Origin of the sequence: Legionella massiliensis, assembly GCF_000756815.1 — a bacterium.
GTDB lineage: Bacteria > Pseudomonadota > Gammaproteobacteria > Legionellales > Legionellaceae > Tatlockia > Tatlockia massiliensis.
In genome coordinates this window covers 782,230-802,768 of sequence record NZ_CCVW01000002.1, presented here as the reverse complement: position 1 = coordinate 802,768, position 20,539 = coordinate 782,230, and the positions used below count along the sequence as shown (strand labels likewise).

The following is a 20,539-nucleotide window of genomic DNA, read 5'->3' as shown; positions in this document are numbered from 1 at the left end:
TAGTAGTTGAATATCGTGGTTCTTTAAGATTCTGTTGGTATTTTTCTGCTTAGATTATCGAAGTGATTTGGAAATTGCTAAATGCTTTTCCAAATTAAATTTGGTGGCTTGCAATGGCGGAAATAGTGATATGATCTTTATTTTTACAGAACAGATAGAAAGCGCTACATCATTGTTAAGTAGCAGAATAAATGCGGAGTAAAATGCTATGCCTAAATTAAAGTCACATCGTGGGGCGTCAAAGCGCTTCCGAAAGACAGCAAGTGGTGCTATCAAGCGTCGTGGCGCTTATAGAAATCATATCCTCACTAAAAAATCAACTAAGCAGAAACGCCGTTTGCGAGTTGCTTCAGGTACTTTGAAGCAATGTGATGCACGATTGGCCGAGCGTATGTTGCACGGTAGTTAAGGGGAGGAGTGAAAAATGCCAAGAGTTAAACGTGGTGTGACAGCAAAAGCTCGTCATAAGAAAATTTTAGACCAAGCCAAAGGCTATTACGGTGCTCGTAGTCGTACCTACCGTGTTGCCAAGCAGGCTGTTATCAAAGCAGGTCAGTACGCTTATCGTGATCGTCGTCAGAAAAAGCGCCAATTTCGCGCATTGTGGATCACTCGAATCAATGCTCAAGCACGTGAGTGTGGAATGTCATACAGTCGCTTGATCGATGGTTTGAAGAAAGCCAACATTGAGCTGGATCGTAAAGTGCTTGCTGATATGGCAGTATACGATAAGCTTGCTTTTGCGGCGCTTGCTGAGAAAGCAAAAGCAGCACTTGCTTAAATGAATAGAATTGCTAACAGAGTCCAGAATATATTGGCTGTTGCCCTGTAACCTTGCTGAACCCAGGCCTGTCCGTAGTTCTCATGGATGTCAACATGCTTTGGTTTTTCTCTGTTGCAATAATTAATAAGGAGGCTGTAGCCTCCTTTTTTATGTGGGTTTAAATCATGCAAGATATCATCCTGTTACAACAACAAGCGGCTAATGCCATCTCCCAGGCACAAGATATTGCAACCTTAGAGGCGATCCGTGTTGATTATCTCGGTAAAAAAGGGCAGTTGACCGAGATCCTCAAAGGATTATCGAGTTTATCTGCTGAAGAAAAGCCCAAAGTTGGACAATTAGTAAATCAAGTAAAACGTGATATTAGCGCGTTGATCGATGAGAAAATGTTGCATCTTAAAGAGCTAGAATTACAGAAAAAACTAGCTGGTGAGTGTATTGATGTGACTTTACCCGGACGAAATCTAAAAGTGGGTTCTTTACACCCAGTTACTCAGGTGAAACAGCGCGTTAATGATTATTTCAGCCGTTTAGGGTTTGATATTGTTGAAGGACCTGAGATTGAAACAGAATTTTATAATTTTGAGGCGCTCAATATACCTGGGCACCATCCTGCCAGAGCGATGCACGATACCTTTTATTTTGGCGATGGACACTTATTGCGCACACACACCTCTCCCGTGCAAATACGCACCATGGAAACTCGACAGCCACCTTTACGTTTAATTGCACCTGGGCGTGTATATCGCTGTGATTCCGATGTTACTCATACGCCAATGTTTCACCAAGTTGAAGGATTATTAATCGATAAACAAGCTACTTTGGCAGGCCTAAAGGGCTTGCTCCAGGATTTCTTCGCTCATTTTTTTGGCCGCGAATTAGCCTTGCGTTTTAGACCATCCTATTTCCCCTTTACTGAGCCTTCAGCCGAAGTTGATATTGAATGTACTCAATGTTCTGGTAAGGGCTGCCGTTCTTGTAAATTTACAGGCTGGTTGGAAGTGCTAGGCTGCGGCATGGTTCATCCCAATGTATTAGCAGCGGTGAATATTTCACCAGAGGAATATCAGGGGTGGGCCTTTGGTATGGGAATGGATAGACTTGCTATGCTGTACTTTGGCATTGATGATTTGCGTATGATGTTTGAAAATGATTTGACATTTTTAAAGCAATTTTAATGATTAAATGTCAGGGGTGATTTATTTTGACATTTGGTGCTGTGAGCCGGCTATTTAGACAGGTATTTAATGATGAAAGTTAGTGAATTATGGTTGCGTGAGTGGGTAAATCCTTCTTTAAATGAGCAGCAATTAGCAGCACTCTTAACAATGGCTGGATTAGAGGTTGATGCTGTGAGTCCAGTTGCTGGTAACTTTAACCAGGTAATTGTTGCGCTGGTTGAAAGTACTGCACCCCATCCGCAAGCAGACAAGCTGACTTTGTGTGAGATAAATACTGGTAGTGGAAAGTTATTAAAAGTTGTTTGTGGTGCATCGAATGTGCGTCCTGGCTTAAAGGTTGCGTTGGCACAGATTGGTGCGAACCTTCCTGGTGGTTTGCAAATTAAAGAATCAATGCTACGAGGAGAGTTATCGCAAGGTATGCTTTGCTCTGTGTCTGAGCTAGGTTTAGCTGAGTCTTCTGATGGGATTATGGAGCTCGAGGACGATGCCCCTTTGGGAGTGGAGCTACGGGATTATTTATCTCTCAATGATCATGTTTTGGATATAGACCTGACCCCTAATCGTGCAGATTGTTTTAGTGTATTAGGTGTTGCTCGCGAACTCTCTGCCTTAACTAAATTACCCCTTAAACCAGTTCCAACTAAAACGAGTCAGCCTACTATTGATGAAACAGTGACGATTAAGTTGCAAGATCCTGATGGTTGCTCTATCTATGCTGGCCGAGTTATTCGCGGTATTGATTTTGAAGCGAGCACGCCTACCTGGATGAGCGAACGCCTACGCCGGTCTGGATTGCGCGCGATCCATCCGGTTGTCGATGTGACTAACTATGTCATGCTAGAGTTAGGTCAGCCGATGCATGCCTTTGACCTAAATACTATCCAAGGTAATATTGTTGCCCGCTTTGCCAAGGTCGGTGAAACCTTGAAGTTGCTTGATGGCCAGGAAATCAGTTTAAATGACAAAGTCTTAGTAATAGCAGATAGTGAAAAACCCTTAGCTCTGGCTGGGGTAATGGGCGGCGAAGAATCTTCAGTACAGGAAACTAGTCGGGATATCTTTCTTGAAAGTGCTTTCTTTAATCCTTTGACTATTGCTGGGGTCGCCAGAAGTTATGGGCTGAGCAGCGATTCTTCACAACGATTTGAACGCGGCGTTGATTCCGCATTGCAAGTTTTGGCTTTGGAACGTGCAACAGAGCTTTTATCCGAAATTGTTGGGGGGGAAATAGGCCCGATTACTTTAATTTCTGAACCAAGCTTTATACCTAAAAGAAACAATGTGTTATTCAATCCTGCCAAAGTAAAACAACTAACAGGCATAACTGTTGCTGAAGAGGAAATGGTCCGGATGTTACAAGCCTTAGAGATGAAGGTAGATAGCAGCAAAAAGCCCTGGGATGTTGCTATTCCTACTCATCGTTTTGATATTCAGTTAGAGCCAGATTTAATCGAAGAGATCATTCGTCTCTATGGTTACGATAAAATGCTTGGTGAGAAGATGGTTACCGAGGTTCAGGCAGGTACTATTAACCCTATTGAAGTCTTGTCAATGCGTGTTGCTCAGTTACTAACTGCACGGGGTTATCACGAAACAATTAGTTATAGTTTTGTCGATCCGGAATTACAGCAGGAGCTTTATCCTGAGGCAGAGACAATGCAGTTGCTAAATCCTATTTCTTCTGAACTATCTCAGATGCGGGTTGGTATGTGGCCTGGTTTGCTTGCCTCCATGATTTACAACATTCATCGTCAGCAGACAGCAATTAAAATTTTTGAAAACGGTGTTACTTTTGATTTGCACAATGGTTCTCTTAAAGAGCACCCTTGCCTTGCTGGCCTGCTGACAGGCGAGCATGGGACAATGAATTGGGGTGAGCTATCAAAAAAATTCGATTTTTATGATTTAAAAGGGGACCTGCAAGCTTTATTCAATGTCTTAGAATTGAAAAATGTTCAATTTGTTGCTGCAAAACATCCTGCTCTTCATCCAGGTAAAACAGCGTCTATCCAAATTGATGGCCAACATATAGGTTGGTGCGGTGTGTTGCATCCTCGTACGGCCGATGCTCTCGATTTGCAAGAAGAGGTCGTTCTTTTTGAACTGCGTATAAGTCAGTTAATCGATGACACTCCTCTACGTTATAAGCAGATTTCAAAGTTTCCTCAAATTCGCCGTGATTTATCATTTCTGGTTGATAGTGAAGTAACGGCAGCCCAGATAGAAGAAATAGTCCGTTCTGTAATAAATACGGATCTGCTTAAAGCCTTCGATGTTTTTGATGTCTATACCGGTAAATCGATTCCTGAAGATAAAAAAAGCCTGGCAATTGCTCTGACTTTACAAGATGATAACCGAACAATGATTGATAGTGAGATCAATGCAATAATTAGTGCTATAATCAAGAAACTGAGTGATAAATTTTCCATTATATTGAGGGATTAATCGTGAATGCGCTAAGCAAAGCAATGATTGCGGAAACCTTGTGTGATGAGTTAGAGCTAGCTAAACCAGATGCGAAAGAAATGGTTGAGCAGTTTTACGAGACTTTAAGACATGCTCTGGAAAATGGTCAGAATGTAAAATTGTCGGGTTTTGGCAATTTTACCCTGCGTGATAAACCTCAAAGGCCAGGAAGAAATCCAAAAACTGGTGAGGAAATCCCAGTTGTAGCGCGACGGGTTGTTACATTCAAACCAGGACTTAAATTAAAAACAAAAATTGAAGAACGGGACAAATAGCGTTTTGAGTCATTATACTAAACACGTTTTTTTATGTACTAATCAGAAAGTGGCTGGCAAACAGTGTTGTGCTAATACTGGAGGTGAGCCTTTTTTTGATTATTTGAAAGCTAAATTACTGGAACTTGAGTTGCATGGTCCCGGTAAAATAAGGATATCTAAATCTGGCTGTCTTGGCCGTTGCAGTTTAGGGCCATGTATCGTGATTTACCCTGAGGGAGTATGGTACACTTATGCGACTACGGCTGATATTGATGAAATTATAAGCAGCCATTTGATTGCAGGTGAGCAAGTAACACGCCTGTTAATCCCAAATTAAACGTAGATCTTTCGGCCAATCTGAAAAAGCTTGCAAGAATTTATTTTATTTTACTTGTAGGTTGTCCTGGTTTTGGTTAAAATCGCCCGTCCATGATTGAAAGATTACCACAATAAGGCGGTACGGAGTTAATTTAATGAAGACATTTAGCGCCAAGACACACGAAGTCAAACGAGACTGGTATGTGATCGATGCTAGCGATAAGGTTTTGGGTCGTCTTGCTACCGAGATTGCTCGTCGTTTACGCGGTAAACATAAAGCAGAATATACCCCTCACGTTGACACAGGTGATTACATCGTTGTAACCAACGCTGAAAAGGTGGCTGTAACAGGCCGTAAGTTCAAAGAAAAGATGTATTACCATCACAGTGGTTTCCCCGGTGGTATTAAATCAATTTCCTTCGATAAGCTGCAGGAAAAAAATCCTGTGCGTATTATCGAGCTGGCAGTGAAAGGTATGCTTCCTAAGAACCCCTTGGGTCGAGAAATGTATCGTAAGCTGAAAGTGTATGCTGGTAATGAGCATCCACATACTGCCCAGCAACCTAAGCAACTAGAGATTGAGGAATAAGTATTATGGCTGAAAAACAGCAATACTATGGCACTGGTCGTAGAAAGAGTTCAACTGCTAGGGTGTTTTTGCGTCCTGGTAAAGGCGATATCAAGATCAATAATCGTGCTTTAGATGATTATTTTGGACGTGAGACTTCCTGCATGGTTGTCCGTCAGCCTTTAGAAACTGTTGAGATGATCGGTAAGTTCGATATCTATGCTACTGTTGTTGGTGGCGGAATTTCAGGACAAGCAGGTGCTGTGCGCTTAGGTATAGCTCGAGCTCTCGTTGCATATGATGAGCAAGGTCTTGCTGAAGATGCTGAGCCTAATCCTGACTCATATCGTAGAAAACTACGTGCGCGTGGTTTGTTGACTCGTGACTCTCGTCGTGTTGAAAGAAAAAAGGTTGGTTTGCACAAAGCTCGTCGCGCAACTCAATACTCCAAACGTTAATATTGGAATGTATTCTTCAAGCCTCGCAACATGCGGGGCTTTTGTTTTTTAGCAGTGCCTGTGCTTGGCTCTTTCTTGGGGCATCATACCAAGTATGGCTCTGCTTGTTTTTCCTCTCCCTCTTGAGGCTTGTCAGTCTCTATAAGCCTTAGTTTCTTGTTCACTTCAGCAAGATAAGATTTAATGTTTTTATTGAAGTATTTTGAATCGCTTTTATTGTGCTCTAGCTCACCTTTGAGGGAATGAAGAATAGCAAGCTGCATTATTTTTGATAAATACCTTATCTCCTGAGATAAAGTTTCGTTAAAAGAATCAGGGCTAAATGAAGCGTTTTGGATTGTTGTACTAATTACTAATTTTGCCACTACTTGACTTGCTCTATCTTGTAAAGAAGAAAACATATCAATGTTTATCATGGTAATTTTTGCTTGCTTATCCTGCGCTTGTTGGCTTTTCATCTGTTTATCCTTGTAGCTAACATTGTTTTTTGTCTGAGTTTTTAATCGTAGTTATTTGTAAATTTATAAGAAAATTATTAATGACAGATTAAAGTGCTAATCGAAAAAGGAATGCTTTAGTCTTGGTTGGAATAATGAACATTAATTCCCATTCAGAACATTCTTTGCTATAACAGAGCTAAATTTTTTCTTGCAATCTTAGCTTGGTTGAAAACTATGCAAGGGATCGGGTGAGATGACAGAGGTTGATGACAAAATACAGAAAAGTGAATTGATTGACGAGCGCCGCCGCCGGTTCCTGCTAGCGGCAACAGGTGTGATAGGTAGTATTGGTGCTGCTTGTGCTTTAACTCCCTTTGTTTCCTCCTGGTTACCCAGTGCTGAGGCTCAGGCTGCAGGCGCACCTGTCCAAGTAGACCTTAGTATGATTGAACCTGGCCAGATGGTTACAGTTGAGTGGCGGGGAAAACCTGTATGGATTATTCGTCGTAGCAATGAAATGCTCGACCAACTTGCTGGACACGATGAGTTGCTGCGCGATCCTAATTCGCTTGTTGATCAACAGCCAGATTATGCAAAGAATCAGTACCGTTCAATCAACCCTGAATATTTGATCTTAGTCGGTATCTGTACTCATTTAGGTTGTGTCCCCAAATACAAACCAACGGAAAATGAACTAGGTCCGCACTGGCTTGGTGGTTTTTATTGCCCCTGCCATGGCTCAACCTTTGATTTGGCTGGCCGAGTGTTTAAGGGAATGCCGGCACCGATCAATTTGGAGGTACCACCTTATCAATTTATCAGTGATAAGGTTATTGTAATTGGTTTGGATGAGGAACAAGGACAGCCATGAAGGGATTGCTTAATTGGTTGGATACACGTTTTCCCTTGATCAATACCTGGAAGACACATGTTAGTGAGTATTATGTACCTAAGAACCTCAATTTTTTGTATTTTTTTGGTTCGCTGGCCTTAGTCGTTTTGTTTATTCAATTAATTACTGGTTTATGGTTAACCATGTTTTATACGCCTACAGCAGCCCAGGCGTTTAACTCTGTTGAATACATTATGCGTGATGTGAACTATGGATGGCTCCTGCGCTATATGCATTCGACAGGCGCTTCTGCACTTTTTATAGTTATTTATCTTCATATGTTTAAAGGGATTTTATATGGCTCCTACCAAAAGCCAAGGGAATTGCTTTGGTTATTTGGTATGGTTTTATTCATTCTATTATTAGCTGAAGCTTTTTGTGGTTATCTCTTGCCCTGGGGACAAATGTCTTATTGGGGAGCTCAGGTGATTACTTCTCTCTTTAGCGCGATTCCCTATATTGGTGATAATTTAGTTGTGTGGCTGCGAGGTGATTACAATGTAGCTAATGCAACATTGCAGCGTTTTTTTGCCTTACATGTTATTGGTATTCCTTTGCTGTTATTAGGCTTGGTCTTTTTACATATCGTTGCTTTGCATAAGGTTGGGTCAAATAATCCTGAAGGAATAGAAATTAAAGAAAGTCTAAACGAGCAAGGAAAACCAAATGATGCTTTGCCCTTTCACCCCTATTTCACAGTAAAGGATTTTTTTGGTGTTGTGGTATTTTTGCTTGTTTTTTTTGCTGTAGTCTTCTTTTTTCCAGAAATGGGCGGCTTGTTTCTGGAGCATAATAATTTTGCCCCGGCAAATCCTCTCGTAACACCTGAGCATATTGCTCCCGTTTGGTATATGACTCCTTTTTACGCTATTTTACGCGCTATTCCAAATAAGTTTATTGGGATTATCGCGATGGGCTCTGCTATCTTGATTTTGCTATTTATGCCTTGGTTGGATAAAAGTCCGGTACGTTCAATGCGTTATAAAGGCGCTTATTCTAGATATGCTTTGGCTGCGATGATTATTTGCTTTTTAGTGTTAGGCTATTTAGGTACAGTGAGTATGACTCCTTTGAAACAATATCTGGCAAGGATATGTACAGCCATTTATTTTGCCTATTTTTTATTTATGCCAATTTATAGCCGCTATGAGGTTCATTCTAGGGTGCCAGAAAGGATAATAAGGTGAAAAAACTGTTAGTGCGCTATCTTTTCAGCTTATTAACCGCATTATTGCTGCAGGAGGCAGTTGCAGCAAAATCAGCAAACATTGATCCGCATAATCAGGCTAAATTGCAGAGGGGAGCGAAGTTATTCATGAATTATTGCTCTGGCTGCCATTCATTGCGTCATTTGCGTTATAGTACCTTAGCTAAGGATTTAGGTTTAACTGATTTTACCGGGCAAATTGATAGGGATTTGTTACAGTCCAATTTGATTTTTACCAGTGCAAAAATTGAAGACCCTATAGCGATTAGTATGCCAGCAACTGATGCAAGAGAGTGGTTTGGTATTGTTCCACCCGATTTAACCCTAAGTGCTCGAGAGCGAGGGGGAGAATGGATTTATCGTTATTTAAAGGCTTTTTATGCAGATAGTTCACGCCCATTTGGTGCAAATAACAGTTTGACTCCAGAAACGGCTATGCCGAATGTTTTATACCCTCTTTGGCAACAAGGACAGAAAAACGCACTTTATCAACATCAGTATGAGAGAGATTTGGAGGATTTGGTTTCCTTTCTGGTCTACGTTGCTGAACCTGCACAATTAGTCCGATATCGTATGGGGTTTGCAGTGATTATTTTTTTGTGTGTTCTAAGCGCACTTGCTTATCTGCTAAAGAAAAGCTATTGGCAAGGCGTTTAGCTTTAATAGCCCTAATTTTCACCATTGATTTATCAGATAAAAACTTATATTTTTTCTTAAAATAAAAAATTGTCATGCTGTTGATCATCATGATTGCGAAAATTGTGCTAAAATGCTTCCCTTTGACGCGCTGTAAAGCGTAGATTAACGATTGAAGAAGAGGAGTTACGATGGCGATTGTAGCAAAACGTACGATTATGTCTTTATATTCAGACAATGATGATGTTTACAGTCATCAAGTGCGTATTGTTTTAGCGGAGAAAGGCGTGAATGTTGAAATTTTACACGCTAGGCAAGGAGAAGCCCCTGACGATTTATTTGCTGTTAATCCATATGGTTCCATTCCTACGCTTCTTGATCGTGAGCTAGTGCTCTACGAAGCGCGTATTATTATGGAATACCTGGATGAACGCTTCCCACATCCACCGCTTTTGCCTGTCTATCCGGTCGCTCGTGCGGAAGCGCGCAAAATGATGCACCGCATAGAGCAGGATTGGTATTATTTATTGCAAAATATCAGAGCAGAGAAAAATGTTGAAGAAGCACGCCAGCATTTGTTAGATAGTCTTACTAGCTTAGAACCTGTTTTTGCTGATAAACCTTATTTCCTCAGTGATGAATTTTCACTCTTAGATTGTGCTTTAGCGCCTTTACTATGGCGTTTGCCGCAACTAGGGATAGAGATTCCTGCTAAACTAAAAGGATTAAATGGGTATATGCAGCGTTTATTTAAGCGAGACTCATTTCAAGCAAGTTTAACGGAAACTGAAAGGCAATTAAGAGCGGCCTGATTATGACGACAATGACATCTAATAAACCTTATCTAATTCGAGCACTTTACGATTGGATTGTTGATAATGATATGACTCCCTATATCTTGGTTAATGCAGAATACCCTTCGGTGCAGGTTCCCAATGAGCATGTCAATGGTGGACGGATAGTATTGAATATCTCCCCGAAGGCTTGCCGTGGCTTGCATCTTGAAAACGACAGAATTGTATTTACCGCTCGATTTTCTGGTGAGAGCGTACAAATTTTTGTTGTTCCAGCTGCTGTGCTTGCTATTTACGCTAAAGAAAATGGCCGGGGGATGGAGTTTGGCGAAGAGTACGGTGATGAACCGCCACCACCGCCACCTGGTCTACAGACCAAAGGGCGTGGAAAACCTGCTTTGACCTTAGTCAAAAAAGATTAGGGTTGTTATCGAGCATTGTGGGTATCTGTTCAGGGATATGTTTGAATCCTGGTGAAAGTTTGGATTTGAGTGCAAGTTGTGAGGAATACAGACTTTCGGTGAATAGGGCGTGAACGCTTACCATTGTTACAGCATTTCTTCAAATCCCTCCTCTGTGGGGAGGGCAACAGTATCTCTGAATGAGGCCATATAGCTATGATAGCTTCAAAAACAGCCCTCTATCAGGCTAGTCAAATCCGCAGCTGCGAGTTGATGGCTACGGATGAGTTAGGTTTGAGCGAAGATGAGTTAATGGCTCGGGCTGGAGCAAGCGCGTTTTCTACACTTGAAATTTTATATCCTGATGTACGCTCAATCGCTGTCTTCTGTGGTAGCGGTAATAATGCTGGTGATGGCTATGTGCTGGCTCGTCTTGCCCATGAAAAAGGGTTTTCGGTCGTTATTAATCAATATAAGACTGTCGAGCATTTACCTCCCGCTGCACGCCATGCTGCTTTGCAGACTTTAGCTGCCGGAGTTCTTTGCCAATGCCTTGATGATCCAATTGAGCCAGAAATCGAATTGATTGTTGATGCGCTACTAGGTATTGGTTTGAAAGGTGAGGTCTATGGTCCCTTAGCCACAGCTATAAACCAAATCAACGAGGCTGAACTTCCTGTTTTAGCGCTTGATGTCCCTTCGGGTTTGGATGCGGATACAGGCCAAGTTATGGGGGCTTGTGTTCGAGCGACCCAAACGGTGACCTTTATCGGTTATAAACTCGGGTTAATGACTTTGGATGGTGCTGATTATTGTGGTGACCTGATTTGCCATAATCTGGAGCTTGATAAATGTGTAGCTGCTATAGAACCAGCAGCCTATCTTATTGATAATTATCTAAACCAGCTTCTGTTGCCGAAGCGCCCCAAAAATTCTCACAAGGGTCTTTTTGGCCATGTGCTGATTGTTGGAGGGGGGTATGGCATGCCGGGCTCTGTCCTAATGGCTGCTAATGCCGCATTAAGAGTTGGTGCCGGTATGGTGACTATTGCGACGAGGCCGGAATACGCTAGCCAATCCTTACCGCTGTTACCAGAGGCAATGATTTATGGCATCGAAGAAGCGGCGGAAATGTTACCTCTGATTAATAGAGCGACTGTTTGTATTATTGGTCCTGGGCTTGGCGAAGATGAATGGGCAAAAATGTTGTTTACCACAGCAATGGCTTCACAATTACCGATGGTGATTGATGCTTCAGCCTTACGTCTGCTCGCAGATAATCAACAGCATGATGATAATTGGATTTTGACCCCACATCCGGGGGAGGCTGCGAGTTTACTAAATTGCACTTCGGCAGAAATTCAGCAAGATCGCTATCAGGCCATAAGGCGATTGCAAGATGTCTATGGTGGAAATATTGTTTTGAAAGGAGCTGGTTCCTTGGTTGCAACCGATAAATCTGAGATCTATCTTTGCAATGCTGGAAATCCAGGCATGGCAAGTGCTGGTATGGGGGATGCTCTATCCGGGGTTATTGCTGGATTGGTGGCACAAGGCTTATTGCTTGCCGATGCAGCGAAGTTAGGTGTTTGGCTTCATGCAAAAGCAGGTGATGCTGCTGCAGCGGAAAGGGGGGAGCGGGGGATAGTAGCTAGTGATTTAATGCTTTATCTACAAGGTCTAGTGAATCAACGGATGTATGCATGACAAAGGTTTGTTCAATTGAACTTGCAACTGAGGTTGATTCAGAATTATTAGCGACACGATTGGCCAACTGTTTGTACTCGCCCTTAGTACTAACTTTTAGCGGCGAAATTGGCGCTGGAAAAACGACTTTTATTCGCGCGATGTTACGTGCCTTAGGTATTAAATCGGCGATCAAAAGTCCAACTTTTTCACTGATTGAAAGTTATGAGAGCGAACACTTGCAAATTCATCATTTTGATCTGTATCGTATTCATGATGAGACTGAGCTAGAGTATATTGGTTTTAGAGATTATTTCCTTGAAAATGCTGTCTGCTGCATTGAATGGCCAGAGCGTGCGGTGCATAGCCTTGAGCAAGTTGATATTAATTTTGCATTGACTATTAGTGGGAGTGGGCGTTTGCTGACCTTAGATGCAACAAGCACCACTGGAGAAAAAATTTTGTCTTGTCTTGTGGGTAACAATGATTAAGCGAACGTTTTTGTTTTGTTTGTTGATGGTATCCTGTTCCATCCTGATGGCTGCAAAACTGCTATCGATAACGATTAAGCAAGAGTCGGGGCATCCCTCAGTACTGTTTAATTTAGATAGTGCTGTCGCTCATAAGGTATTTACTCTGACAAATCCTAATCGGGTTGTTATTGATTTTGAAGATACTGAGTTAGCTCTCAAGATCAATCGTGTTAATTTGGGCAGCCAACTAATCAAATATATTCGTAGCGGAAGGCCTAATCCCCATACTTTGCGTCTGGTTTTTGAAGTGAATCAAGTCGTACAAACCCGAACAAGTCCCTCTGCAGCTAAAAATGGCTTTTCAGTTGATTTGTCAGCGAATGGTGGTTTAGTGAAAGCAAAGCCAATCCGTCCTAGTCAAAAAATTCCAACGGTTAAGGATGTTGCAACGAAAACTGAGGCTCCCTTAGTAACCGCAATCGCAGAGCCTGTTGCGGTAAAACATGCACCTGGTCGGGGGTTGCGTGATGTTGTTGTTGTGCTTGATGCTGGTCATGGAGGAAAAGATCCTGGGGCAAGAGGGCCTGGGCGTTCTTCAGAAAAAGATGTAACCTTGGCGATTGCTTTAAAGCTGAAGCAAATTATCGATAGACAACCTGGCATGCGTGCCGTGCTTACCCGAAAAGGAGATTATTATATTGGTTTGCGTGAGCGTTTAACGATTGCAAGAAAATACAATGCGGATGTTTTCGTTTCTATTCACGCTGATGCCTTTATCAATCAACAATCAAGTGGGGCTTCGGTTTTTGCTTTATCGCAATCTGGCGCGACCTCGGAAGCTGCGCGTTGGCTGGCTGAAAAAGAAAACTATTCTGAATTGGGTGGGGTTAATTTATCGGATTTAGATGATCAAAGTGGTTTGGTTCGTACCGTGTTAATTGATTTATCGCAAACAGCGACAATTGGTTCAAGTGTGCACATGGGCGAGAGAGTTTTGCATAATATCCATCCGGTGACGTCCTTACATAATCATAAAGTCGAACAGGCGCGTTTTATGGTGCTTAAGTCCCCTGATATTCCGTCAATTTTGATTGAAACCGGGTTTATTTCTAATCCACATGAGGAAAAAAATCTGACTAGCCCTGCTTATCAAGCTAAACTCACGCAAGCGATTTTTCAGGGACTCAAAACTTATTTTTGGGATTATCCTCCTCATGGAACAAGGGTTGAAGCGATGGCCGGAGGCTCGAATACTCATTTAGTGCAAAGAGGCGAATCTCTGCCCAAAATTGCTGCTAAGTATCATACTTCTGTTGCTGCACTACAAACGGCCAACCATTTAACAGGTGCTCAACTGCGAGCGGGACAAAGGCTCGTTATTCCTTCACCCTTAGCATGAGAATACAGCAACTACCACCCGCAGTAGCAAACCAAATTGCTGCTGGCGAAGTTATAGAACGTCCTGCTTCGATAGTAAAAGAGCTATTGGAAAACGCATTAGACGCCCAGGCGGATAGTGTTAGCATCGATATCGGCTATGGCGGCTTAACACAGGTGAAAATTAGCGATAATGGCAGCGGCATTGTAGAAGAAGATTTACCACTTGCCATCGCGGCTCATGCGACCTCTAAAATCAGCCAGCTAAATGATTTATATTCAATTGCTAGTATGGGATTTCGTGGAGAAGCCTTGGCCAGTATCGCCTCTGTTTCGCGCTTAGCAATCAGCTCTAAACCCGCAGGGCAGCAACATGCCACAATGCTTAGCACGGAAGGTGGTGAGCGTATTAATCTAAGACCCTGTGCCCGCAGCCAGGGAACAACGATAGATGTTCGAGATATTTTTTTTAATGCGCCAGTTAGGAAACGATTTTTAAAATCTGAACGAAGCGAATTTCAAGCGATTGAGCTTGTTGTCAAACGTTTTGCTCTAAGTGCTCCGCAGATTGCTATTCAGTTGACGCATAATGGCAAACAACAATTGAGTTTGCCGTCTGCAACCTGTGATAAATCCAAGCTTGCGAGGATTCGCAAATTATTGGGTAAAACCTTTATTGAGCAATCCTGTTACCTTGATGTAGAACATGCCGGTCTGCATTTATCAGGTTGGATAAGTACAGAAGATTATCAACGTAGCCAAAATGATAAACTTTGGATTTATGTGAATAATCGCATGGTCAAAGACAAGTTGCTTAATCATGCAATTAAGCAGGCCTACGAGAGCCTCTTACATCCTGGGCGCCATCCAGCTTGCTTATTGTATTTAACGATTAACCCTGTTGAAGTGGATGTGAATGTCCATCCCACCAAACATGAGGTCCGCTTTCAGCAACCTCGGTTGGTGCATGATTTCATCAGCTCACAATTACAGAAGGCCTTGCAGCCCCCTGTACTGCAACCGCAATACGAGATGCCGACTGAGTCTAAGGTATTAAAGCTAAGCGAGCCTTATACTCCGCCGCCTTTGCAAACAAGAAATCTGAGCATCCCAAGAACTGAGTTAAAAAGCTGGATTGTCTTAAATCCCTCCTTTGCTTTGCTGTTTTTGCAAGAACAGCCTTATATAGTTGATGTGATTGCCATCCAACAAAATTGGCTCTTAGACTTTCTCAACACAGAATCTTTACCCTTGGCTTGCCGTCCGCTGTTGGTTCCGGTGAGTTTTCCTATTAAGTCATCTAGGGCTGAAGCGATTAGTTCCTATTACCAAGCTCTGGCTCTTGTAGGCATTGAATTGGACTTGGTTGGTGAGAATACACTGATAATTCGAAGTTTGCCTCGAGCGGTACCTCATTTAGATTTGAAGCTCTTCCTAACAAGGGTATTTGAGTTGGAACAACCAGCAACAGCTGAGTTGCTTGTTTTATTAACAGGTTGCCAATTATTCAATACCCAGCTGCTTAGCCAGGAAGAGGCTGGAGTTTTAATTGACTATATACAGAGTTCGGCAAATGATAAATTTAAAAACTGGTGCAAGCATTTATCAACAGAAGCCTGCCGAGGTGTACTAAATGCCTAAAACTATTTTTTGCTTAATGGGGCCTACTGCCTCGGGTAAAACAGCCTTGGCTTGTGAGCTGGTTAAATCCTTTCCCTTTGAAATCATTAGTGTTGATTCTGCAATGATTTACAAAGAAATGAATATTGGTACTGCAAAGCCAAGCCCTGAAGAACTTGCAAGCGCACCTCATCACTTAATTGATATTATTGATCCGCCAGATAGTTATTCTGCAGCGCAGTTTTGTGAGGATGCTGTAGCGTTATGTGAAGCGATATATCGCCGCCATAAATTGCCGCTCTTAGTTGGCGGAACAATGATGTATTTCAATGCATTGCAGCAGGGACTCTCTCCTTTGCCCCAGGCTGATGATACGTTAAGGGCTGTGCTGACCCAGCAAGCAGAATTATATGGTTGGGATTATATGCATCAGCAGTTAACTCAGGTTGATCCTCAATCTGCGGCGCGGATTCATCCCAATGATACCCAACGTATTCAGCGTGCTTTGGAAGTTTATAATTTAACTGGAAAACCGCTTTCTTCCTTTTGGTCAGAGCAGAAAGAAAATCAAAATTATCAGTTTGTAAATCTAGTTTTGCAGCCCGAAGATCGTGCCTGGTTACATGCTCGCATCGCTGACCGCTTTGAGCAGATGTTAAATCTAGGGCTTGTTTATGAAGTCGCAGAATTATTGCAAAAATGGCATTTAGCCCCAACCTGCCCAGCAATGCGCTGTGTGGGTTATCGTCAGGTCATTAATTATCTGGCAGGGGATTATAATTACGAAACGCTGCGCCTGAAAGGGGTTGCTGCAACTCGCCAGCTTGCTAAAAGACAATTGACCTGGTTACGCGGTTGGCCTGGGGCTATCAATTTCTCTTGTGAAAGTCCGACGACAAAGAGTGAAATCGTAGCGCTCATTAATGAAATATTGGATAATCCTAAAAAAAGCAGCTGATCTCCTAGTGGAGATCAGCTGCTTTTTTTAGGATAATAGCCAGCTTTAAATTGAGATTCATAGGGGAAAACGATGTCCGAGAAAAAAGAGCAACCGGCATGTACTGAAAAGAAATACATTGTACATAAGCGTGATTTACCTTTAAGCTGCCCGACCGATGAAATGGTTCTATGGAATGCCCATCCTAAAGTTTACTTGCCAATTGAAGAAACTGGCTCGGAAATATGTCCTTACTGTGGTTCAAAGTTTGTTTTAGAAGAATGATTAAATCAATTTGTGTCGTCCGTTTGTCTGCCTTGGGTGACGTCCTTATGTTTGTACCCACTGTGCGGACTTTACAAGCCAATTTGCCTAATGTTGCCATTACCTGGGTCATTTCACGACCCGCCTATGACATGGTTGAAGGGATGGATGGTGTTGAATTCATTGTCATTAGCAAGCCTAATAACCTGGCCGATTATTGGCGTTTTAAGAAACAGCTAAAGGGTAGAAAATTCGATGTACTCTTAGCTCCTCAGGCAAGCTTTCGTGCCAATTTGCTTTATCCCTTAATTTCAGCAGATCGAAAGATTGGCTATGACAAGTTGCGTGCTAAGGATGGGCATGGATGGTTTGTCGATGAAAGGATCGCACCGGGTCAGGACCATACCCTAGAGGGCTTCTTAAAATTTGCCTATGCCCTCGGTATTGAAAAGCCTGACCTACGTTGGGATTTAGTTATCAATGAGGCTGATCACGAATGGGCTCGCGCACATTTACCCGATAAACAGCCTATCTTAGTAGTGAATCCAGCAGCATCTAAGCCGGAGCGCAGTTGGCCTGTGGCGCGCTATGTGGAAGTTATCAAAGCAGCCCAGGATCGTTGGCAGGTACAAGCAGTTTTAACAGGCGGTCCAGGTGCTTATGATCGCAGCTTAGCTGATGAAATATTGCAACAGGTTTCTTGTGTCGATTTGGTCGGTAAAACAAAACCCAAGCAATTACTTGCTGTGATAAACCAGGCTCAGGCAGTCTTATGCCCTGATACTGGGCCTTCGCATATGGCGGCAGCAGTAAATACCCCAGTTGTTGCCCTGCATGCTGTAACCAGCGCAGAGGTATCAGGACCTTATATTTTCAAACATCTGGCGGTCGATTGTTATCCAGAGGCGGTAAAATCGGTGCTTAATAAGACCGAAGAAACCAATGTTTGGGGAACACACGCCCATGGCGAAGATACGATGAAATTAGTTCAGGTCGATGCTGTATTAAATAAATTAGCGATGATTTTTGATCGATAAGCAGAGTTTACTAAATAGTTAGCGAACTCCGCATACCTCCTTGTGCTTCTTAATAGATTAGTCCTGCAGCGAAGCGGAATCCGAGAAGTCGTTCCACTGCCCTCAGATTTTGCTTCACTGCATCCAGGCTACATTAAATCCAATGTAATAGGTCAAGTCCCTCCTTGTCTCAGCGCAACGTCATCCAGAGCGCAGCGAAGGATCTCCTGAATGTGGCACAGTGTTAATCTCGGAGATCCTTCGCTGCGCTCTGGATGACGTTGCATTAGGGTGATAGGGATCACCTATTACAATCCAATACTTAATTTGTTTTTTACTATAATTTCAATAAATGCGTAATAAGAATAATCATTGGTTAAATGCCTGTCTATTATAATAAAAGTAGCAATATATTTTTCCGAGGTTCTTTTTGATGTTTGCGCAAAACTTAGAGATGAGAAAGTTATTAAAAGGATGTTTATGACACCAGCATTAACGGATGCCATTAAGTAAGAAGGAAATTATGAACGGCTAATCCAAGTACACTCTACGATTTATAAAAATATGTGGCCTGATTATCGACGTGGCCCACAGATTCAACAGGCTAACGCAAACCAAAATCATAACAATATTGCTAGTGCGCCTAGAATGGTTCAGGGAGTTATCAGCAACAATCGTGTTCCTGAATTTTGAACAGCAGCGAACCCTTATAATCGAGCATACTTTCCAGAAGAAGTAGGCGATGTGATTAATAGAAAAGATGTTTTCTTAAATCAAGAACAAAAAGAGATGCCAGCGTTTTTTTTCTTTAGCGACGATTAACGACCTGTACAGGTGAAGGTCAATATTCCTTCGGGAGTTAATAAGTATCATTGTTCGGTTTTTCCTCCTATCATCACAAACGTGGCAGGTAAGCCAGGCTATGATAAAAGTCGAGACAATGCCGAGGGTCTTAAAAACGTCCTTAATGAGCATGTCAAAGCAGCAATGAAAAACCTCAATGGCAATCCGCCGCATAGCTTGCCTGTGACTCTTGTTTATAATTTTGGTATGAATAGCTCTGGTCCTGGGCATGTCGGTGCAATTGCTGTCAGAATTGCTAGTTTTGGCGATCCAAGCAAGAATGAAATCATGGTTATTAATTCGCTGCCTAATTACCCAGACTGGGAGCAAGCAGCTATCAATGGTGTTCAGGACGTATTACGCGCATCGATTCCGAATAGACCTGGCAAAGCCAAAAAACATGTTATTACTCCAAGAACCTATCCCAATGCGGGTATTCAACAAGAACTTCGAGGTGCGGGGGGAATGGATAGCTCATGTGGAGGAATTATTGCTGAAATGTGTAGTGCTATCTCACCGAATACCTCCTTTGAGGACGGCACTAGGACCTAGAGATTATGAAAGCCTAAAAGTGCAGCATAGGAATCATCTTGTAGCTAATGATTATAAATACGATAGCATCCCGCAAACTCCAAAGGATTTTGCCCTAGCCATGATCTCATATCCACATTTACTTGCGAGCGCTAATCTGGGTATATATGACGTACTTTCAAAGGTTGAAGATAAAGAGATTGTTCGGGAGTTTTTTAAGAGTCCTTCTCTAGCTAAGAGTGCCACTCCAGAACAAAGGACGCAATTAACTGCACGACCAGAGGAAGCGCCTCGTTATCGGTTTTGAATGTAGAGCTGGGTCTCAATAGTCAACAAAGCCCATAGCTGTCAGGTCTCTAAGGCTCTAGCCAAGGCTTCGAGACAGCGCTATGCGCTTCTTCAGACCGAACGGAGCATGTCTAGTTGAAAGTAATAGTGTTTTAAATGAACAAAAATCCTTGACCTGGCCTATTTCTAATTCACAACTATTATCAAATAATTTATTTTTCCCCTTGAACCAAATAAATCGATAAATTAAACCAATACTCACCAGAGAATTTCTCTTGGCATTCTCGTTCATAGACATCAACCATGGCTTCATTCAGAGTTTTGATTTGCTCATCAGGTATTTGACCTTGAAAAAAAGCAATGCCGTTAACAAATTTACGGAAAACGTCCAAGGAGGGTAAAAGAAATTGATGCTTGAGTCGTTCAATTTTCAGGTGTTTAAAAGGTAGTACGCGTATTTTTTGTTCCAAGTTTTGAAAGTGCTGATAATCCACCGGCGGTTTAAAATCGTTTAAACAAGAAAATTGTCCAGAGGCTTTGATAGCGTAATAGCTGGTAATGAAAGGATCATCTCCAGAGGGGAAAAGAGCGAGGACCTTTCCCTTAGATTTTAAGGCTTTATGAATATTGAGGAAGGCTCTGTCAATGGCAAAGGCACACCATTGCAAACACCAAAATGAGACGATGTAGTCAAATTGATTGCTAAAAGGCATGGCTAATACATCTGCATGCTGCAGATTAGCATTAGGATATGCAGTAAACTCTTGTCTTGCTAATGCCAACATATTTTCCGAAGCATCTATCCCTAAAAACTGGCCTTGCGGGATTTTATCTATAATCTTACGGCTAAATGCCCCATTGCCGCAGCCAATATCCAAGACATCATCTCCGGGCTCTATTTCTAAGGCTTGAAGATAATTATTGGCAATGCTGGCTTGAATATAAGAACCAATCGCATAATCATGAGCAGGCCATTCCTGTGTTAGCATATTGAGATTTCCTTATTGTTGAGTGCCTAGATTCCGAGTCCCCTCGAGTTTGCATTATCGTTGGACCCCGCGGTTGATGCCGCGGGGTTACGAAGATTCTAATGGCTTC

The 20,539-nt window shown here is 42.3% G+C and carries 24 protein-coding genes; 22 read left to right on the top strand and 2 right to left on the bottom strand.

Translation table 11 applies throughout. The annotated features are described in order from the left end of the window. The first annotated feature begins 208 nt into the window (after positions 1-208). The 8 genes from rpmI (at position 209) to rpsI (ending at position 6,036) form a co-directional block, all read left to right on the top strand. Positions 209-409 (top strand): 50S ribosomal protein L35, encoded by a 201-nt coding sequence (gene rpmI, locus BN1094_RS10620; RefSeq protein ID WP_043874365.1) that lies wholly within the window; start codon positions 209-211, stop codon positions 407-409. A 15-nt stretch (positions 410-424) separates the two neighbouring features. Then, entirely contained in the window at positions 425-781 is a 357-nt protein-coding gene (gene rplT, locus BN1094_RS10615; protein ID WP_043874364.1) for a 50S ribosomal protein L20, read from the top strand. Positions 782-948: 167 nt separating this feature from the next. Beyond that, positions 949-1,962 (top strand): phenylalanine--tRNA ligase subunit alpha, encoded by a 1,014-nt coding sequence (pheS, locus tag BN1094_RS10610; protein ID WP_043874363.1) that lies wholly within the window; start codon positions 949-951, stop codon positions 1,960-1,962. 72 nt (positions 1,963-2,034) lie between these two features. Further along, positions 2,035-4,413 carry a phenylalanine--tRNA ligase subunit beta gene (gene pheT, locus BN1094_RS10605; RefSeq protein WP_043874362.1) on the top strand — a complete coding sequence of 793 codons (2,379 nt, stop codon included), beginning with the start codon at positions 2,035-2,037 and terminating at the stop codon, positions 4,411-4,413. A 2-nt stretch (positions 4,414-4,415) separates the two neighbouring features. Next, positions 4,416-4,709 carry an integration host factor subunit alpha gene (locus BN1094_RS10600; protein ID WP_043874361.1) on the top strand — a complete coding sequence of 98 codons (294 nt, stop codon included), beginning with the start codon at positions 4,416-4,418 and terminating at the stop codon, positions 4,707-4,709. 4 nt (positions 4,710-4,713) lie between these two features. Continuing rightward, entirely contained in the window at positions 4,714-5,028 is a 315-nt protein-coding gene (locus tag BN1094_RS10595; protein ID WP_043874360.1) for a (2Fe-2S) ferredoxin domain-containing protein, read from the top strand. A gap of 136 nt (positions 5,029-5,164) precedes the next feature. Continuing rightward, complete coding sequence (rplM, locus tag BN1094_RS10590) at positions 5,165-5,599, top strand: 50S ribosomal protein L13 (protein WP_043874359.1); 435 nt, start codon at positions 5,165-5,167, stop codon at positions 5,597-5,599. A gap of 5 nt (positions 5,600-5,604) precedes the next feature. After that, positions 5,605-6,036, top strand: a complete 432-nt coding sequence (rpsI, locus tag BN1094_RS10585; RefSeq protein WP_043874358.1) for a 30S ribosomal protein S9 — start codon at positions 5,605-5,607, stop codon at positions 6,034-6,036. Positions 6,037-6,119: 83 nt separating this feature from the next. On the opposite strand, the gene BN1094_RS10580 is transcribed toward rpsI, so the two are convergent. Then, entirely contained in the window at positions 6,120-6,494 is a 375-nt protein-coding gene (locus tag BN1094_RS10580) for a hypothetical protein (RefSeq protein ID WP_043874357.1), read from the bottom strand. Between the two features lie 235 nt (positions 6,495-6,729). Here BN1094_RS10580 and petA point away from each other — a divergent pair, with 235 nt between their 5' ends. The 14 genes from petA to BN1094_RS10510 all read left to right on the top strand — a co-directional run bounded on the left by petA (position 6,730) and on the right by BN1094_RS10510 (position 19,460). After that, the gene (gene petA, locus BN1094_RS10575) at positions 6,730-7,347 is read left to right on the top strand and encodes a ubiquinol-cytochrome c reductase iron-sulfur subunit (protein WP_043874356.1); all 618 of its coding nucleotides are present in this window, start codon (positions 6,730-6,732) and stop codon (positions 7,345-7,347) included. Further along, positions 7,344-8,555, top strand: a complete 1,212-nt coding sequence (locus BN1094_RS10570) for a cytochrome b (protein ID WP_043874355.1) — start codon at positions 7,344-7,346, stop codon at positions 8,553-8,555. The genes petA and BN1094_RS10570 overlap by 4 nt, the downstream gene beginning before the upstream one ends. Positions 8,556-8,599: 44 nt before the next feature. Further along, entirely contained in the window at positions 8,600-9,232 is a 633-nt protein-coding gene (locus tag BN1094_RS10565; protein ID WP_425411912.1) for a cytochrome c1, read from the top strand. 170 nt (positions 9,233-9,402) lie between these two features. Then, positions 9,403-10,023, top strand: a complete 621-nt coding sequence (sspA, locus tag BN1094_RS10560) for a stringent starvation protein SspA (RefSeq protein WP_043874353.1) — start codon at positions 9,403-9,405, stop codon at positions 10,021-10,023. Positions 10,024-10,025: 2 nt separating this feature from the next. Continuing rightward, complete coding sequence (locus BN1094_RS10555; RefSeq protein ID WP_099909009.1) at positions 10,026-10,427, top strand: ClpXP protease specificity-enhancing factor; 402 nt, start codon at positions 10,026-10,028, stop codon at positions 10,425-10,427. A gap of 195 nt (positions 10,428-10,622) precedes the next feature. Further along, complete coding sequence (locus BN1094_RS10550) at positions 10,623-12,113, top strand: bifunctional ADP-dependent NAD(P)H-hydrate dehydratase/NAD(P)H-hydrate epimerase (protein ID WP_043874352.1); 1,491 nt, start codon at positions 10,623-10,625, stop codon at positions 12,111-12,113. Next, the gene (gene tsaE / locus BN1094_RS10545) at positions 12,110-12,583 is read left to right on the top strand and encodes a tRNA (adenosine(37)-N6)-threonylcarbamoyltransferase complex ATPase subunit type 1 TsaE (RefSeq protein ID WP_043874351.1); all 474 of its coding nucleotides are present in this window, start codon (positions 12,110-12,112) and stop codon (positions 12,581-12,583) included. The genes BN1094_RS10550 and tsaE overlap by 4 nt, the downstream gene beginning before the upstream one ends. Further along, a complete protein-coding gene (locus tag BN1094_RS10540) occupies positions 12,576-13,964 on the top strand; it encodes an N-acetylmuramoyl-L-alanine amidase (RefSeq protein WP_043874350.1) in 1,389 nt (462 codons plus the stop codon). The genes tsaE and BN1094_RS10540 overlap by 8 nt, the downstream gene beginning before the upstream one ends. Then, on the top strand, positions 13,961-15,583 hold the full coding sequence (mutL, locus tag BN1094_RS10535; protein ID WP_043874349.1) for a DNA mismatch repair endonuclease MutL: 1,623 nt from the start codon (positions 13,961-13,963) through the stop codon (positions 15,581-15,583). Before BN1094_RS10540 ends, mutL begins: the two co-directional genes overlap by 4 nt. Continuing rightward, positions 15,576-16,520: a tRNA (adenosine(37)-N6)-dimethylallyltransferase MiaA gene (gene miaA / locus BN1094_RS10530; RefSeq protein WP_043874348.1), complete on the top strand. Its 945-nt coding sequence runs from the start codon at positions 15,576-15,578 to the stop codon at positions 16,518-16,520. The genes mutL and miaA overlap by 8 nt, the downstream gene beginning before the upstream one ends. A gap of 72 nt (positions 16,521-16,592) precedes the next feature. Beyond that, positions 16,593-16,784 (top strand): zinc-finger domain-containing protein, encoded by a 192-nt coding sequence (locus BN1094_RS10525; protein ID WP_043874347.1) that lies wholly within the window; start codon positions 16,593-16,595, stop codon positions 16,782-16,784. Continuing rightward, positions 16,781-17,800: a glycosyltransferase family 9 protein gene (locus BN1094_RS10520; RefSeq protein WP_043874346.1), complete on the top strand. Its 1,020-nt coding sequence runs from the start codon at positions 16,781-16,783 to the stop codon at positions 17,798-17,800. Before BN1094_RS10525 ends, BN1094_RS10520 begins: the two co-directional genes overlap by 4 nt. An 813-nt stretch (positions 17,801-18,613) precedes the next feature. Then, positions 18,614-19,174: a hypothetical protein gene (locus BN1094_RS10515; RefSeq protein WP_141650462.1), complete on the top strand. Its 561-nt coding sequence runs from the start codon at positions 18,614-18,616 to the stop codon at positions 19,172-19,174. A 19-nt stretch (positions 19,175-19,193) separates the two neighbouring features. Continuing rightward, positions 19,194-19,460: a hypothetical protein gene (locus BN1094_RS10510; RefSeq protein WP_043874344.1), complete on the top strand. Its 267-nt coding sequence runs from the start codon at positions 19,194-19,196 to the stop codon at positions 19,458-19,460. A gap of 193 nt (positions 19,461-19,653) precedes the next feature. Here the strand turns inward: BN1094_RS10510 and BN1094_RS10505 are convergent, their stop codons facing one another. Continuing rightward, entirely contained in the window at positions 19,654-20,430 is a 777-nt protein-coding gene (locus BN1094_RS10505) for a class I SAM-dependent methyltransferase (RefSeq protein WP_043874343.1), read from the bottom strand. Positions 20,431-20,539: the final 109 nt, after the last annotated feature.

Bases quoted from the DNA above. Each gene is read 5' to 3' on its own strand.
- rpmI (WP_043874365.1), top strand. From the start codon at position 209: ATGCCTAAATTAAAGTCACATCGTGGGGCGTCAAAGCGCTTCCGAAAG.
- rplT (WP_043874364.1), top strand. From the start codon at position 425: ATGCCAAGAGTTAAACGTGGTGTGACAGCAAAAGCTCGTCATAAGAAA.
- pheS (WP_043874363.1), top strand. From the start codon at position 949: ATGCAAGATATCATCCTGTTACAACAACAAGCGGCTAATGCCATCTCC.
- pheT (WP_043874362.1), top strand. From the start codon at position 2,035: ATGAAAGTTAGTGAATTATGGTTGCGTGAGTGGGTAAATCCTTCTTTA.
- rplM (WP_043874359.1), top strand. From the start codon at position 5,165: ATGAAGACATTTAGCGCCAAGACACACGAAGTCAAACGAGACTGGTAT.
- rpsI (WP_043874358.1), top strand. From the start codon at position 5,605: ATGGCTGAAAAACAGCAATACTATGGCACTGGTCGTAGAAAGAGTTCA.
- BN1094_RS10580 (WP_043874357.1), bottom strand. From the start codon at position 6,494: ATGAAAAGCCAACAAGCGCAGGATAAGCAAGCAAAAATTACCATGATA.
- petA (WP_043874356.1), top strand. From the start codon at position 6,730: ATGACAGAGGTTGATGACAAAATACAGAAAAGTGAATTGATTGACGAG.
- BN1094_RS10570 (WP_043874355.1), top strand. From the start codon at position 7,344: ATGAAGGGATTGCTTAATTGGTTGGATACACGTTTTCCCTTGATCAAT.
- sspA (WP_043874353.1), top strand. From the start codon at position 9,403: ATGGCGATTGTAGCAAAACGTACGATTATGTCTTTATATTCAGACAAT.
- BN1094_RS10555 (WP_099909009.1), top strand. From the start codon at position 10,026: ATGACGACAATGACATCTAATAAACCTTATCTAATTCGAGCACTTTAC.
- BN1094_RS10550 (WP_043874352.1), top strand. From the start codon at position 10,623: ATGATAGCTTCAAAAACAGCCCTCTATCAGGCTAGTCAAATCCGCAGC.
- tsaE (WP_043874351.1), top strand. From the start codon at position 12,110: ATGACAAAGGTTTGTTCAATTGAACTTGCAACTGAGGTTGATTCAGAA.
- BN1094_RS10540 (WP_043874350.1), top strand. From the start codon at position 12,576: ATGATTAAGCGAACGTTTTTGTTTTGTTTGTTGATGGTATCCTGTTCC.
- mutL (WP_043874349.1), top strand. From the start codon at position 13,961: ATGAGAATACAGCAACTACCACCCGCAGTAGCAAACCAAATTGCTGCT.
- miaA (WP_043874348.1), top strand. From the start codon at position 15,576: ATGCCTAAAACTATTTTTTGCTTAATGGGGCCTACTGCCTCGGGTAAA.
- BN1094_RS10525 (WP_043874347.1), top strand. From the start codon at position 16,593: ATGTCCGAGAAAAAAGAGCAACCGGCATGTACTGAAAAGAAATACATT.
- BN1094_RS10520 (WP_043874346.1), top strand. From the start codon at position 16,781: ATGATTAAATCAATTTGTGTCGTCCGTTTGTCTGCCTTGGGTGACGTC.
- BN1094_RS10505 (WP_043874343.1), bottom strand. From the start codon at position 20,430: ATGCTAACACAGGAATGGCCTGCTCATGATTATGCGATTGGTTCTTAT.